The organism is Bradyrhizobium stylosanthis (assembly GCF_001641335.1).
GTDB lineage: Bacteria > Pseudomonadota > Alphaproteobacteria > Rhizobiales > Xanthobacteraceae > Bradyrhizobium > Bradyrhizobium stylosanthis.
Genome location: NZ_LVEM01000007.1, coordinates 45,972 through 60,309, shown reverse-complemented (window position 1 = coordinate 60,309; position 14,338 = coordinate 45,972). Strand labels below are relative to the sequence as shown.

Sequence of the window (14,338 nt, the reverse complement as noted above, 5' to 3'; positions counted from 1 at the left end):
TCCAATCAGCCCACCTCCCGCACCGCAGCACTCATAAGTTGCGCAAACGCCAGCGCGCCTGCTTGACAACGGTCGTCCCTCCGTTGAACATACGCCCAACGCGTGGGCATATGCTCAAAAGCGCGAGTCCAAGGGAGGTCCACCGTGAAACATGTCCTCGGCGCCGTCTGCGGCGCGTCTGTTCTGCTGGCCGTCCCCGCGATGGCCGAAACCACCCTGACGATCGCCACCGTCAACAATGGCGACATGATCCGCATGCAGGGGCTCACGAGCGAATTCACCAAGAAGAACCCCGATATCACTGTGAAATGGGTGACGCTGGAGGAGAACGTGCTGCGTCAGCGCGTCACCACTGACATCGCCACCAAGGGCGGCCAGTTCGACGTGCTCACCATCGGCACCTATGAGGTTCCGATCTGGGCCAAGAAGGGCTGGCTGGTGCCGCTCGCCAATCTCGGGGCGGACTACGACGTCGCCGACCTCTTGCCGAAGATCAGGGACGCGGTCTCGACCGACGGCAAGCTCTATGCCGCACCGTTCTACGGCGAGAGCTCGATGGTGATGTATCGCACCGATCTGTTCGAGAAGGCCGGCCTGAAGATGCCGGAAAAACCGACCTGGGATTTCGTCATCGATGCCGCCAGGAAGCTCACCGACAAGAACGCCGGTACCTACGGCATCTGCCTGCGCGGCAAGGCCGGGTGGGGCGAGAACATGGCCTTCCTCTCGGCGATGGCCAATTCCTACGGCGCGCGCTGGTTCGACGAGAAGTGGGAGCCGCAGTTCAACACGCCGGAATGGAAGACGACGCTCACCACCTACGTGAACCTGATGAAGGAGGCCGGCCCTCCGGGCGCCAGCTCGAACGGCTTTAACGAGAATCTGGCGCTGTTCAACGCCGGCAAATGCGCGATGTGGATCGACGCCACGGTCGCGGCGTCCTTCGTCACCAACCCGAAGGACTCCAAGGTCGCCGACAAGGTCGGCTTTGCGCTCGCGCCCAACACCGGGCTCGGCAAGAACGCCAACTGGCTGTGGGCCTGGAACCTCGCGATCCCCGCCGGCTCCAAGAAGACCGAAGCCGCCGAGAAGTTCATCGCCTGGGCGACGAGCAAGGACTACACCAAGCTGGTGGCATCGAAGGACGGCTGGGCCAACGTGCCGCCGGGCACGCGGACATCGCTCTATCAGAACGATGAGTATCTCAAGGTCGCGCCCTTCGCCAAGCTGACGCTGGCCTCGATCGACGCGGCCGATCCGAACAAGCCGACGGTGAAGCCCGTGCCCTATGTCGGCGTGCAATACGCCGCCATTCCTGAATTCCAGGGCATCGGTACGCAAGTGGGCCAGCAGTTCTCGGCCGCACTCGCGGGATCGACCTCCGTCGACGCAGCGCTCGCCGCCGCGCAAACCGCGACCGAGCGCGAGATGAAGCGCGCCGGCTACATCAAGTAAACCCGAGCTCTCCCTGAGCTCAAACTTGCGGCCATCCATCCTTGCTGGATGGCCGCCCTTCTTCCTCCGAGCGGAGAGCCAAGGATGGCAACCCGGCAGACGCAGCTTCTTGCGCGGTCGCTCCTGACCCCGGCCGTCGGGCTACTCTTCATCTGGATGATCGTTCCGCTGGCGCTGACGATCTATTTCTCGACGCTGCACTATAGCCTGCTCGATCCCGGCTCCGAAGAATTCGTCGGCCTGGAGAACTTCCGCTACTTCCTCACAGACCCGGCCTTCCTCGCCTCGCTCCAGAATACGCTGGTGCTGGTCGGCTCCGTGCTGGCGCTGACCATCCTGCTCGGCATTCCCCTGGCGCTGCTGCTCGATCAGCCCGTAATCGGGCGCAATTTCGTGCGGCTGATGGTAATCGCGCCATTCTTCGTGATGCCGACGGTGAGCGCTCTGGTCTGGAAGAACCTGTTGATGCATCCGGTCTCCGGCCTGTTCGCGTGGCTGGCGAAACTGGTCGGGCTGACGCCGGTCGACTGGTTCAACGACGTGCCCCTGTTCTCGGTGATCCTGATCGTCGCCTGGCAATGGCTGCCGTTCGCGACGCTGATCCTGCTGACAGCGCTGCAATCGCTCGACGAGGAGCAGAAGGAGGCCGCCGAAATGGACGGCGCCAGCGCCGTCTCGACCTTCATCTACATCACGCTGCCGCATCTGGCGCGGCCCATCACCGTGGTGATCCTGATCGAGACCATCTTCCTGCTGACCGTGTTCGCGGAGATCTTCGTCACCACCGGCGGCGGACCGGGCCTGCAGACCACCAACATCGCCTTCCTGATCTATTCGCAGGCGCTGATCCAGTTCGACGTCGGTAGCGCCTCGGCCGGCGGCCTCGTCGCGGTGGTGATCGCCAACATCGTCGCCTTCTTCCTCGTCCGCATCGTCGGCCGCAATCTGGAGGCCTGACATGGCACGCATGGCGACGAGGCAGCGCGTGGTCATCTCGACGATCGGGGCCTGGCTGTTCGGCTTCCTGATCTTCTTCCCGATCCTGTGGATGGTGCTGGCGAGCTTCAAGACCGAGCTCGAGGCCTTCGCCATCCCGCCGTCCTTCCTGTTCTTCCACTGGACCCTCGAGAACTACGTCACCGTGCAGGAGCGCAGCGACTATTTCCACCACGCGATGAACTCCGTCATCATCGCCGGCGGCTCGACCCTCATTGCGCTGTTGATCGCGATCCCCGCGGCGTGGTCGATGGCGTTCTCGCCGACCAAGCGCACCAAGGACATCCTGCTCTGGATGCTCTCGACCAAGATGATGCCGCCGGTCGGCGTGCTGGTGCCGATCTACCTGATCTACAAGACCGTCGGCCTGCTCGATTCGCGCATCGGTCTCGTCTTCATCCTCTGCCTCGGCAATCTGCCGATCGTGATCTGGATGCTCTTTACGTACTTCAAGGAGATCCCGCGCGACATCCTGGAGGCCGCGCGCATGGACGGTGCCACCATCGGTCGCGAGCTGGTCTATGTGCTGACGCCGATGGCGATCCCGGGCCTCGCGTCCACGCTGCTGCTCAACCTGATCCTGGCCTGGAACGAGGCGTTCTGGACGCTCAACCTGTCGACGTCGAACGCCGCGCCGCTCACCACGTTCATCGCCTCCTACTCGAGCCCGGAAGGGCTGTTCTGGGCAAAACTGTCGGCGGCCTCGACGCTGGCGATCGCGCCCATTCTCGTCCTCGGTTGGTTCAGCCAGAAGCAGCTCGTGCGCGGGCTCACCTTTGGCGCGGTGAAGTAGAGGGGCTGCCATGGGTCAGATCACACTTCAGGACGTGCAGAAATCCTTCGGCCCGGTGCACATCATCAAGGGCGCTGATCTCGACATCGCCGACGGCTCCTTCGTGGTGTTCGTCGGACCCTCCGGCTGCGGCAAGACCACGCTGCTGCGGCTGATCGCGGGGCTCGAGGACGTCAGCGGCGGCAAGATCCTGATCGACGGCAAGAACGTCGTCGACACGCCGCCGGCCAAGCGCGGGCTGTCGATGGTGTTCCAGTCCTACGCGCTCTATCCGCATATGAGCGTGCGCGGCAATATCGGCTTCGGCCTCAAGATGGCGGGCCTGCCGAAGGACGAGATCAACCGCAAGGTCGAGGCGGCCGCCGCGACGCTGAACCTCACGCCCTATCTCGACCGCAAGCCGCGCGAGCTCTCCGGCGGCCAGCGCCAGCGCGTCGCGATCGGGCGCGCCATTGTCCGCGAGCCCAAGGCATTCCTGTTCGACGAGCCGCTCTCCAACCTCGACGCCGCGCTGCGCGTGCAGATGCGCATCGAGGTGACGCGGCTGCAGAAGCAGCTCGGCACCACCGCGATCTACGTCACCCACGACCAAGTCGAGGCCATGACCATGGCCGACAAGATCGTCGTGCTCAACGGCGGCAAGATCGAGCAATACGGCTCGCCGCTGGAGCTCTACGAGCGGCCCGCCAATCTCTTCGTGACCGGCGAGTCGGCCTTGCAGCGCGGTGCGGCCACGATCGGGGTGCGCCCGGAGCACCTCAGGATCGAGCGCGAGGGCGCCGGCGGCTGGCAGGGCACGATCTCGGTCGCCGAGCATCTCGGCAGCGACACCTTCCTCTATGTCGATGCGGGGCCCCTCGGCATGCTGACGGCGCGCTACATCGGCGAATTGAGCCTGCATGCCGGCGACCGCGTTTCGCTGGTGCCGGACCCCCAGCGCATTCACCGCTTCGACGACGGCGGCAACGCCCTTCGAGGCTAACAAGAAACGGCAAGACACGGATAAACACCATGTACCTGGAAAAATTCAGATTGAACGGCAAGACCGCGTTCATCACCGGCGGCGGGCAGGGCATCGGCCTGGGCTGCGCCGAGGCGCTGGCCGAAGCCGGCGCCAAGGTCATCATCGGTGACCGTGACAGCAAGGTCGCCGACAGCGCGAAGGCCGAGTTGAAAGCCAAGGGTTTTGACGTCGAGACCGCGATCATGGACGTCACCGACACCAAACGCGTGGCCGAGGTCGCAAGCGACCTCGTCGCCCGCCACGGCAAGGTCGACATCCTGGTCAACAATGCCGGCATTGCCCGCAGCGAGACGCCGGCCGAGACCGTCACCGACGAGCACTGGCTCAACGTCATCGACGTCAATCTCAACGGCACGTTCTGGTGCTGCCGCGAATTCGGCAAGCACATGCTGAAGGCCAGGAGCGGCGCCATCGTCAATGTCGGCTCGATGTCCGGCTTCATCGTCAACAAGCCGCAGGAGCAATGTTTCTACAATGCTTCCAAGGCCGCCGTGCACCATCTGACCAAGTCGCTGGCTGCTGAATGGGGCGCGCGCGGCATCCGCGTCAATGCGGTGGCGCCGACCTATATCGAGACGCCGCTCAACGCCTTCGTGAAGAGCAATCCGAAGATGTACGACGCCTGGATCGGTGGAACCCCGATGGCGCGGATGGGGCAGGTCGAGGAGATCGCCTCGGTCGTTCTGTTCCTCTCCTCGGAAGCCGCGAGCCTGATGACCGGCAGCATCGTGCTGGTGGATGGCGGCTACACTTGCTGGTAGGCTTGTCGCCAAAACTGGCGGAAAGCGACCGGGAGTGACCATGCCGCGAGCGAATATCGGCGTCGACGTGGGGACCACGAGCACGCGGGCAGGGGTGTTTGACGAGGCCGGAACGCTGCTCGCGACCGCGCGGCATCCGATCCGGATCTGGCACGAGCCCGGCGACATCGTCGAACAGTCCTCGCAGGACATCTGGGAAGCCTGCGCCAGATCGGTGCGCGCAGCGATGGCGGAAGCGGCGATTGCGCCGGGCAGCATCGGCGGCATCGGTTTCGACGCGACCTGTTCCCTCGTGGTGCTTGATCCGCAAGGCGAGCCGCTCACCGTCAGCGCCTCCGGCGACGCCCAGCGCAACGTCATCGTCTGGATGGACCATCGCGCCACGGCCGAAGCGCGGTTGATCAACGAGACCGAGGATGCCGTGCTGCGCTATGTCGGCGGCTCGATCTCGCCGGAGATGGAGATGCCGAAGCTGCTGTGGCTGAAGCGGCATCTGCGCGCCAGTTTCGACGCCGCAGGTCACTTCTTCGATCTCGCGGACTATCTGACCTGGCGCGCGACCGGTTCGCTGCAACGCTCGACCTGCACCGTCACTTGCAAGTGGAACTATCTCGCCCATGATGGCGGCGGCTGGAGTGCGCCGTTCTTCAAGCGCATCGGCCTGTCCGACTTCGTCAGCGAGAAATATGCCCGTATCGGCACCGATATCGTCGCGCCCGGCACGCGGCTTGGCGCGGGCCTCACCGGCGCCGCCGCAGCCGAGCTCGGCCTGACGCGTGGCACCCCGGTCGGCGCATCCCTGATCGACGCGCATGCCGGCGGCATCGGTGCGATCGGCGGGCGCGACGGGGCGGGCGGCGCGAGCGATGTCAGCGACCGTCTCGCCTACATCATGGGAACGTCGGCCTGCATCATGGCGACGACAAGGGAGCCGTGCTTCGTGCCGGGCGTGTGGGGGCCTTATTATTCCGGCATGGTGCCGGAGTTCTGGCTCAACGAAGGCGGACAGTCCGCCGCCGGCGCCGCGATCGATCATCTGCTCAAGTCACATCCCGGCCACACGGATGCGAGCGCGGCGGCGCGAAGCGAAGGCGTCGACCTCATCGAGTTCCTCGAACGCCGCATCATCGCGCGCGCCGGCGATGCCAGCCGCGCCGCGCTGCTCGCGCGTGACGTTCATGTGCTGCCCGAATTCATCGGCAACCGCTCGCCCTATGCCGATCCCGACACCCGCGCCGTGATCGCCGGTCTCGATCTCGACACCGACATCGCCTCGATGGAGCGGCTGTTCGTCGCCGGCCTCTGCGGTCTCGCCTATGGCCTCGCCGAGGTGATCGAGGCCTTTGCCGCGCATGGCGTGCACGCCAGCCTCATGATCATGGGCGGCGGCGCCAGCCGCAGTCCGCTGGTGCGGCAGATCATGGCCGACACCACCGGTCTCACCGTCGCGCTGCCGCAGACGAAGGAACCTGTGCTGCTCGGCGCGGCCATGCTCGGGGCGGTGGCCGGTGGCGCTTATGCGTCGATCGGCGAGACCATGGCAAAGATGTCGGCGCTGGGCCGCAAGAGCGAACCGACCGCGCCAGAGATGGCCGGGTTTCACAAGCGCAAGCGGGACGTCTACAAGCTGCTGCGCGAGGTCGATCGCGGCAGCCGTGCCGCGATGCGCGATGTCGCCAGAGGTTGAGAAGAATGCTGTTATCCTGCGGCGATGCGCTGATCGATTTCGTGCCGACGAAAAGCGCGGAAGGGCGCGAGGCGGTGATGCCCGCGGTCGGCGGCTCATGCCTGAATGTCGCGATCGGCATGGCGCGGCTGGGTGCGCCGACCGGTTTTGTGGGCGGCATCTCGACCGACCTGTTCGGGCGGATGATCGCAGACCACGCGAGCGACTCGTATGTCGCGCTCGATCTCGCCACCCGCAGCGAGCACCAGACCACGCTCGCCTTCGTCCGCATCGTCGCCGGCGACTCGCACTATGCCTTCTACGATGCCGAGACCGCGACGCGGAGCTGGACGTATCGGCGCGGGACGATTCCCTTCGCCGACGTCGAGGCCGTCCATGTCGGCTCGACCACGCTGGTCAACGACCAGGGCGCGGCCGAGACAAAGGCCCTGATCGCGGACGCGCGGTCATCGTCCACGATCTCCTTCGATCCGAACTGCAGGCCCAACCTGGTGAAGGACAAGCCGGCCTATCTCGCGCGCATGGCCGAGTTCGCGAAACAGGCCGATCTCATCAAGATGTCCGACGTCGACTTCGCCTATCTCTATGGCGAGGAGCCTTATCAGCGGCGCGCGAGCGCATTGCTGGGGCAGGGCACAAGCCTCGTCGTCATCACCCGCGGCAACAACGGCGCGATCGCCTGGCACGCGGCCGCAGGGCAGATCGAGGTTGCCGCGCCGCAGGTGGTGGTCGCCGACACCATCGGCGCCGGCGACAGTTTTCAGGCCGCGCTGCTGTTCGCCCTGCACAAGCAGGGATGCCTTGTGCGCGAGGGGCTCAAGCAGATCAGCGCTGACGAGCTTCGCCGCACGCTGACCTTTGCCGCCAATTGTGCCGGCCTGACCTGCACCCGTCCGGGCGCCGATCCGCCGTGGAGCCACGAGGTCGAGTGGAGCCTGTAGGCCGCACTTCCCTTCTCCCTTGTGGGAGAAGGTGGCGCGAAGCGCCGGATGAGGGGTTTCTCTCCGCGACGACAGTATCGTAGGGTGGGCAAAGCGAAGCGTGCCCACCACCTTTGTCGTAAACGCGATAGCGTGGTGGGCACGGCGCAAGTGCGCCTTTGCCCACCCTACGTTCCGAGTTCGTGGAGAGAACCCCTCACCCGTCTCGCCGCTTCGCGACGATCCACCCTCTCCCGCAAGGGGAGAGGGGAAGGTCACTACTCACATCCGCGCGACGGCCTTCTCTGCGCATTTGAGGAAGGTGCCGATCAGCGGGCTGTGGGAATCCCGCCGCCAGCACACCGCGATGTCGAGGGAGTCGGTGGCTTCGCGCAGCGGCCTGAACACGATGCCGCGCGGCGCGCCGAGCTGCGCGCAGGCCGGCAGGATGGCGAGGCCTTCGCCTGCCAGCACCAGGCTCATCGCCGAATGCACCGTCTCGACGCGGCTCGCGATCGGCATCACCACCTGGTGCCGGCGGAGCAGGGGGACCACGGCGGACGATGCGGGACCGTGGTCCGGATGCGGAAGCGCGATCAGCGGACGGCCGTGCAATTTCGCCATTGGCACGGAGCTCAGGCGGGCGAGCGGCGAGCGGATCGGCATGGCCAGCATCAGGCGCTGCGTACCGATCCGCGCCACCTGGATCTCGGGATGGTTGATGGCCGGCATGCACAGCGCAACCGTGACGCTGCGATCGAGCACCCGGGCCTCGCGCGTCGAGGCGCTGAGCTCGGCGAATTCGAGGTCGACGCCGGGCACCGAGCGGCGCAGCTCGGGAATGAGCCGCGGCAGCATCGCATTCGCGAGCACGAACATGTAGCCGACCGACAGCCGGCCGCGCCGCCCCGCGGCGACCGCGCGCGCGGCTTCGGCACCGTCCGCCGCCAGCGCCAGCGCCTCGCTGGCGCGTGCCAGCAGCGCCTGGCCCGCCTCGGTCAGGTCCATGCCGCGGGTGCCGCGGCGGAACAGCGGCGCGCCGATCTCGGCCTCGAGCTTGCGGATCTGCACCGAGAGCGGGGGCTGTGCCATCCGCAGCCGCTCGGCGGCCTTGCCGATGCTGCGCGTCTCGGCGACGGCGACGAAATAGCGGAGCCGGCGAAGATCCATTGGCATACCGAAAACGTATGGGTTGGCGTCAAAAATCGTATTGGACGGCGAGTTAACAAAACTGTCATTCTCGCTGTCAATGCCTGCCAACGGTGGTGGGCCTTTCGGAGCGTGATGTCTCGATGAACGGCGATCCCTGTCTGTTGTCCGCAACCGAGCTGCGCGGCCTCGTCGCGACCAAGCAGATTTCCCCCGTCGAGATCGTCAGTGCCGTGCTCGCCCGCGCCGAGGCGCTGCAGGGCGAGTTGAACTGCTTCATCACGATCTGCGGCGACGAGGCGCTTGTTGCCGCGCGGGCCGCCGAGCGCAAGGTGATGGCGGGCGAAGACCTCGGCCTGCTCCACGGCATCCCCGTCACCGTCAAGGACATCGTCAACACCAGGGGCGTCAAGACCACTTTCGGCGCCGTGCCTTACAAGGACAATGTGCCGACCGAGGATGCCGTCGCCGTGGCGCGGCTGCGCAGCGCGGGCGCGATCCTGATCGGCAAGACCACGACGCCGGAATTCGGCAGCAAGTGCCTGACGGACTCGCCGCTGTTCGGCCGCACCCGCAACGCCTGGAGCGCGAAGCGGTCCTCCGGCGGCTCCAGCGGCGGCGCCGCCGTGGCGGTGGCAAGCGGCATCGCGCCGCTGGCGATCGCGACCGATGGCGGCGGATCGACGCGTATTCCGGCCGCTTGCAACGGCGTCGTCGGCCTGAAGCAAAGCAACGGCGTGATCCCGCACAGCCAGGCGCTCGATGCGTTCGGCAACCAGACCTATGTCACGCCGACCACGCGGACCGTCGCCGACACCGCGCTGATGATGCAGGCGATGGCGGGCGAGGACCCCATCGATCCCTGGTCGATCGGCATGCCCGTGCCCGATTTCATCGGCACCGCCGCCCCGCGCGGCGACCTGCGCGGGCAGAGAATCCTGTACTGCCTGACCCCGCCGGGCCGTCCGGCCTCCGCCGAGGTCGCCGCCAATTTCAAGGCCAGTCTCGATCGGCTGGCCGGGTTGGGGGCCGAGCTCGAGGAATTTTCCGCTGACGGTTTCGACATCGAGCCGATCTGGCGCGCCATCAACCACACCGTCTGGCGCACCCGCTTTGCCAAGCTCGCGGCCGAGCACGGGGAGGAGCTCAGCGAAGCCTTTCTCAAGCAGCTCGCGCTCGCCACCGAGGTCAGCGGCGTCGATTACCAGGAGGCGATGTTCGCGCGCACCGCGCTGTTTCGCCGTGTGCAATCGCTGCTTGCGCGCGGGCACTTCCTGGCGATGCCGACCCTCACGCGCACGGCGCTGCCGATCGAGCAGGATCTGTTCGGCACCATCGAGATCGACGGGGCGCATTTCGACAGCGTCCGGCCGCACTGGTTCCCCTGGACCATGCCGTTCAACATGACCGGGCATCCCGCGGTCAGCCTGCCCTCGGGCTTCGCCCGCGACGGCCTGCCGATCGGGCTCCAGCTCGTCGGCCGCTTCCGGGACGATGCCGAATTGCTGCGCGCGAGCGCGCTGTTCGAGGCTGCCAGCGGCCTTCTCTCCCGCTGGCCGGAATGACGACATGCGCAGGCCGCAAAGCCCTTGCCTCGGACGCCCGGACATGTTGATCGTGCCGCAGGTTAGTCCTGAAGCCGAGCGCGCATGAGCGTCTTTGTCCTCCGACGTCTGTTGACCTTGCTGGCGACGCTGGTCGGCGCATCGCTGATCATTTTCCTGGTGCTGGACGCGCTGCCGGGCAACGCCGCGCAGATGCTGATGGGCGCCGACGCCTCGCCGGACGCGGTGCGCGCGCTCACCGTGAAGCTCGGGCTCGACCAGCCGCTGGCGGTCCGTTACCTGCAGTGGATCAGGGGTCTGCTCGTCGGCGATCTCGGCAACAGCTACGTCTACGGCACGCCGGTCGCCGGCCTGATCGCGGAGCGGCTGGTGCTGACCATTCCGCTCGCGATCATGGCGATGACGATCACCGTGACGCTGGCGCTCTCGGCAGGCATCTACACCGCCGCCAACCACAACAAGCTCGGCGACGTCGGCGTGATGTCGCTGACGCAAGTGGGCATCGCGCTGCCAAACTTCTGGTTCGCGATCCTGCTGGTGCTGCTGTTTGCGGTGCGGCTGCAATGGCTTTCGGCGGGCGGCTTCGCCGGCTGGGAGGACGGCGTCTGGCTTGGCGTCAGGTCGCTGCTCCTCCCGGCAGTCTCTCTGGCGGTGGTGCAGGCCGCGATCCTCGCCCGCGTCACGCGCTCGGCGGTTCTGGAAGTGCTGCGCGAGGATTTCGTGCGGACGGCGCGCGCGAAGGGGCTCGGCAAGCGCGAGGTGCTGTGGAGCCACGTGCTGCGCAACGCCATGATCCCCGTGATGACGGTGATGGGCCTGCAATTCGCCAATCTGCTCGCCGGCACCATCGTGATCGAGAACGTATTCTATTTGCCGGGCCTCGGCCGGCTGATCTTCCAGTCGATCGCCAACCGCGATCTGATCGTGGTGCGCAATTGCGTGATGCTGCTTGCGGCCATGGTCGTCATCGTCAATTTCGTGGTCGACGTGCTCTACGCCTTCATCGATCCCCGTATCAAGGTCCACGACCTGTGAGCGCGCCCGTGACCATTGACGCCCCGGTCGCGGCGCGCCGTCTGCCGGCCAAGACCTTCTGGGGCCGGGCGCTGCGCCATCGCAGTTTCGTCCTCGGCGGCACGCTCAGCCTGCTGGTGCTCGCCTCGGCGCTGCTGTCGCTGGTCTGGACACCCTGGTCTCCCTACGAGATCGACATCGCCTCGAAGCTTCGGCCGCCGTCGGCGGCGCATTGGCTCGGCACCGATTCCTTCGGCCGCGACGTCGTCTCGCTGCTGCTCGCCGGCGCGCGCTCGACCATTCTGGTCGGCATCATCGCGGTCAGCATCGGGCTCACCTTCGGCGTCTGCCTCGGCCTGATCGCCTCGGCCAGGCGCGGCTGGATCGAAGAGATCATCATGCGCTTCTCCGACTTCACCTTCGCCTTTCCGGCCGTGCTGTCCGCGATCATGCTCGCCGCGGTGGTCGGCCCCGGCATGGTGACCTCGATCGTCGCAATCGGCATCTTCCAGATCCCGACCTTGACGCGGCTGACGCGCGGCTCGGCCAACGCGATCTGGGCGCGCGAATTCGTGCTGGCCGCCCGCGCCTCGGGGAAGGGCAAATTCCGCATCACCGTCGAGCACGTGCTGCCGAACATCCTGTCGATCCTGATCGTGCAGGTCACCATCCAGTTCGCGCTCGCCATTCTCGCCGAGGCCGCGCTGTCCTATCTCGGTCTCGGCACGCAGCCGCCGCAGCCGTCCTGGGGGCGGATGCTGAATGACGCGCAGACGCTGCTGTTCCAGTCGCCGATGCTCGCGGTCTATCCGGGTGCTGCGATCGCCATCGCCGTGCTCGGGCTCAATCTTCTCGGCGACGGATTGCGCGACCTGCTCGATCCCCGGCTGGCGCGGGAGCGATGACGATGGCTGAGCGCTCCGACATGCCGCTGATCGAGGTCCAGAATCTCGGCGTCCGCCTCAACACCAGTCGCGGGCCGGCACAGGCCGTGCGCGGCGTCAGCTTCTCGCTCAAGCGCGGCGAGACGCTCGGGCTCGTCGGCGAGTCCGGCTGCGGCAAGTCGGTGACCGCATTGTCGCTGATGGGCCTGCTGCCGGACAGCGCGGTCGTGACCGGCAGCATCAAGCTCGACGGCAGCGAGCTCGCCGGGCTCGCGGATGCCGACTATTGCCGTCTGCGCGGCAACCGCATCAGCATGATCTTCCAGGAGCCGATGACGGCGCTCAATCCGATGCACACGATCGGCAACCAGGTCGCCGAGCCGCTGCGGCGTCACAAGAAATATTCGGCGGCACAAGCGCGCAAAGAGGCGATCGCCTTGCTCGACCGCGTCGGGTTGCCCGATCCGGCGCGCCGCGTCGATGCCTACCCGCACCAGTTCTCCGGCGGCCAGCGCCAGCGGATCACCATCGCGATGGCGCTTGCCTGCGAGCCCGACCTCCTGATCGCGGACGAGCCGACCACTGCGCTCGACGTCACCATTCAGGGCCAGATCCTCGACCTGATCGCCGATCTCGTCGAGGAGCGCGGCATGTCGATGATCCTGATCTCGCACGATCTCGGCGTCATCGCCGAGAACGTGCAGCGGATGATGGTGATGTATGGCGGTACCGTGATCGAGAGCGGACCGACCGACGAGGTGTTCCGTCGCATGGGACATCCCTACACGCAGGGTCTGTTCCGCGCCCGGCCGAAGCTCGGCGCGCGCAAGGGGACGCGGTTGAAGACGATCTCCGGCACCGTGCCCGAGCTCGCCGACCTCCCGGCCGGCTGCACCTTCTCCGAGCGATGTCCGCTCGTGATCGATGCGTGCCGCACCGCGCTGCCGCCGGTGGTCGAGGTCGGGCCCGGGCATGGCGTGCGCTGCATCCGGACCGACGTCTCGATGGCCGCGAATGTCGGAGCGCTGTCCGCATGAGCACCGCACCGCTTCTCGATGTCAGGGATCTCGAACAGCGCTACATGCTGCCGCGCGAGAGCCTGTTCCGCCCGCCCGGTCAGGTGCGCGCGCTCAATGGTGTCAGCGGCCAGGTCCAGGCCGGCAAGAGCCTCGGTATCGTCGGCGAGTCCGGCTCGGGCAAGTCCACCTTCGCGCGCGTCGTGATGGCGCTGGAGCGGCCGACCTCGGGGCAGGTCGCGCTGCTCGGCCGCGATCTCAACCGCATCTCGGCGGGCGAGCTGCGGCGCGCCCGGCGCGATTTCCAGATGGTGTTCCAGGACCCCTATGGATCGCTTGATCCGCGCCAGACCATTGCGCGCATCGTCGCCGAGCCGCTGACCGTGCTCGATGGCGCTGACCGCACCACCTTCCGCGACCGCGTTGCGGCCGTGCTGCGCCAGGTCGGCTTGCGCGATGCCGACATGGACAAATATCCGCATGAGTTCTCCGGCGGCCAGCGCCAGCGCATCGCGATCGCGCGTGCGCTGATCACCCAGCCCAAGCTGATCGTCGCCGACGAGCCGGTCTCCGCGCTCGACGTCTCCGTGCAGGCCCAGGTGCTCAACCTGATGCAGGACCTGCAGGAGCAGTTCGGTCTCAGCTACATCCTGATCAGCCACGACCTCGCCGTCGTGGACTATCTCTGCGACGAGGTCGCGGTGATGTATCTCGGCCGGATCGTCGAGCAGGGCAGGCCGGAGGATCTGTTCGAGCATTGTGCCCATCCCTATACGCGGGCTCTCCTGGACGCCGTGCCGCGGGCGCGCGCCGGGGGCGGCCGGCGCCGGCGCGGGGCACAGGCCATCGCCTCGCAATCGGCGGCGGCCAGCGGATGTCCCTATGTCGCGCGCTGCCCGCTCGCCGACCAGCATTGCCGCGAAACCCCGCCTGAGCTACGCAGGGTGGGCGAAGGACACTTGGCCGCCTGCCACAAGGCGGAGGCTGTGATGGCGTTGCCGCAGGCGGCCATGGAAGGTTAGTCTCCGCAGCAGGATTGGCACGGGTTCCGGGATTAGAACAGGCCGGGGAGTT

Annotated in this window: 13 protein-coding genes; 12 read left to right on the top strand and 1 reads right to left on the bottom strand. The window is 66.6% G+C overall.

All coding sequences use genetic code 11. The annotated features are described in order from the left end of the window. Positions 1-144: 144 nt before the first annotated feature. The 7 genes from A7X65_RS37120 to A7X65_RS37090 all read left to right on the top strand — a co-directional run bounded on the left by A7X65_RS37120 (position 145) and on the right by A7X65_RS37090 (position 7,657). Positions 145-1,455, top strand: coding sequence for an ABC transporter substrate-binding protein (locus A7X65_RS37120; protein ID WP_063694365.1), 1,311 nt, complete (start codon positions 145-147; stop codon positions 1,453-1,455). An 84-nt stretch (positions 1,456-1,539) separates the two neighbouring features. Beyond that, positions 1,540-2,412, top strand: a complete 873-nt coding sequence (locus A7X65_RS37115) for a carbohydrate ABC transporter permease (RefSeq protein ID WP_063694364.1) — start codon at positions 1,540-1,542, stop codon at positions 2,410-2,412. A gap of 1 nt (position 2,413) precedes the next feature. After that, positions 2,414-3,244: a carbohydrate ABC transporter permease gene (locus A7X65_RS37110; protein ID WP_063694363.1), complete on the top strand. Its 831-nt coding sequence runs from the start codon at positions 2,414-2,416 to the stop codon at positions 3,242-3,244. Between the two features lie 10 nt (positions 3,245-3,254). Beyond that, the gene (locus tag A7X65_RS37105) at positions 3,255-4,226 is read left to right on the top strand and encodes an ABC transporter ATP-binding protein (RefSeq protein ID WP_063694362.1); all 972 of its coding nucleotides are present in this window, start codon (positions 3,255-3,257) and stop codon (positions 4,224-4,226) included. 29 nt (positions 4,227-4,255) lie between these two features. Continuing rightward, positions 4,256-5,029, top strand: coding sequence for an SDR family NAD(P)-dependent oxidoreductase (locus tag A7X65_RS37100; RefSeq protein WP_063694361.1), 774 nt, complete (start codon positions 4,256-4,258; stop codon positions 5,027-5,029). 40 nt (positions 5,030-5,069) lie between these two features. Next, positions 5,070-6,716, top strand: coding sequence for an FGGY-family carbohydrate kinase (locus tag A7X65_RS37095; protein WP_063694360.1), 1,647 nt, complete (start codon positions 5,070-5,072; stop codon positions 6,714-6,716). Between the two features lie 5 nt (positions 6,717-6,721). After that, positions 6,722-7,657, top strand: a complete 936-nt coding sequence (locus A7X65_RS37090) for a carbohydrate kinase family protein (protein WP_063694359.1) — start codon at positions 6,722-6,724, stop codon at positions 7,655-7,657. Positions 7,658-7,918: 261 nt separating this feature from the next. Here A7X65_RS37090 and A7X65_RS37085 read toward each other — a convergent pair whose 3' ends face one another. Further along, positions 7,919-8,806, bottom strand: a complete 888-nt coding sequence (locus A7X65_RS37085) for a LysR family transcriptional regulator (protein WP_063694358.1) — start codon at positions 8,804-8,806, stop codon at positions 7,919-7,921. A 122-nt stretch (positions 8,807-8,928) separates the two neighbouring features. On the opposite strand from A7X65_RS37085, the gene A7X65_RS37080 reads away from it, so the two are divergent. The 5 genes from A7X65_RS37080 (at position 8,929) to A7X65_RS37060 (ending at position 14,286) form a co-directional block, all read left to right on the top strand. After that, complete coding sequence (locus tag A7X65_RS37080) at positions 8,929-10,350, top strand: amidase (RefSeq protein ID WP_063694357.1); 1,422 nt, start codon at positions 8,929-8,931, stop codon at positions 10,348-10,350. 84 nt (positions 10,351-10,434) lie between these two features. After that, on the top strand, positions 10,435-11,385 hold the full coding sequence (locus tag A7X65_RS37075; protein ID WP_063694356.1) for an ABC transporter permease: 951 nt from the start codon (positions 10,435-10,437) through the stop codon (positions 11,383-11,385). Further along, positions 11,382-12,269 carry an ABC transporter permease gene (locus A7X65_RS37070; protein WP_063694355.1) on the top strand — a complete coding sequence of 296 codons (888 nt, stop codon included), beginning with the start codon at positions 11,382-11,384 and terminating at the stop codon, positions 12,267-12,269. Before A7X65_RS37075 ends, A7X65_RS37070 begins: the two co-directional genes overlap by 4 nt. 2 nt (positions 12,270-12,271) lie before the next feature. Then, on the top strand, positions 12,272-13,285 hold the full coding sequence (locus A7X65_RS37065; protein WP_063694354.1) for an ABC transporter ATP-binding protein: 1,014 nt from the start codon (positions 12,272-12,274) through the stop codon (positions 13,283-13,285). Then, a complete protein-coding gene (locus A7X65_RS37060; protein ID WP_063694353.1) occupies positions 13,282-14,286 on the top strand; it encodes an ABC transporter ATP-binding protein in 1,005 nt (334 codons plus the stop codon). The genes A7X65_RS37065 and A7X65_RS37060 overlap by 4 nt, the downstream gene beginning before the upstream one ends. Positions 14,287-14,338 lie beyond the last annotated feature (52 nt).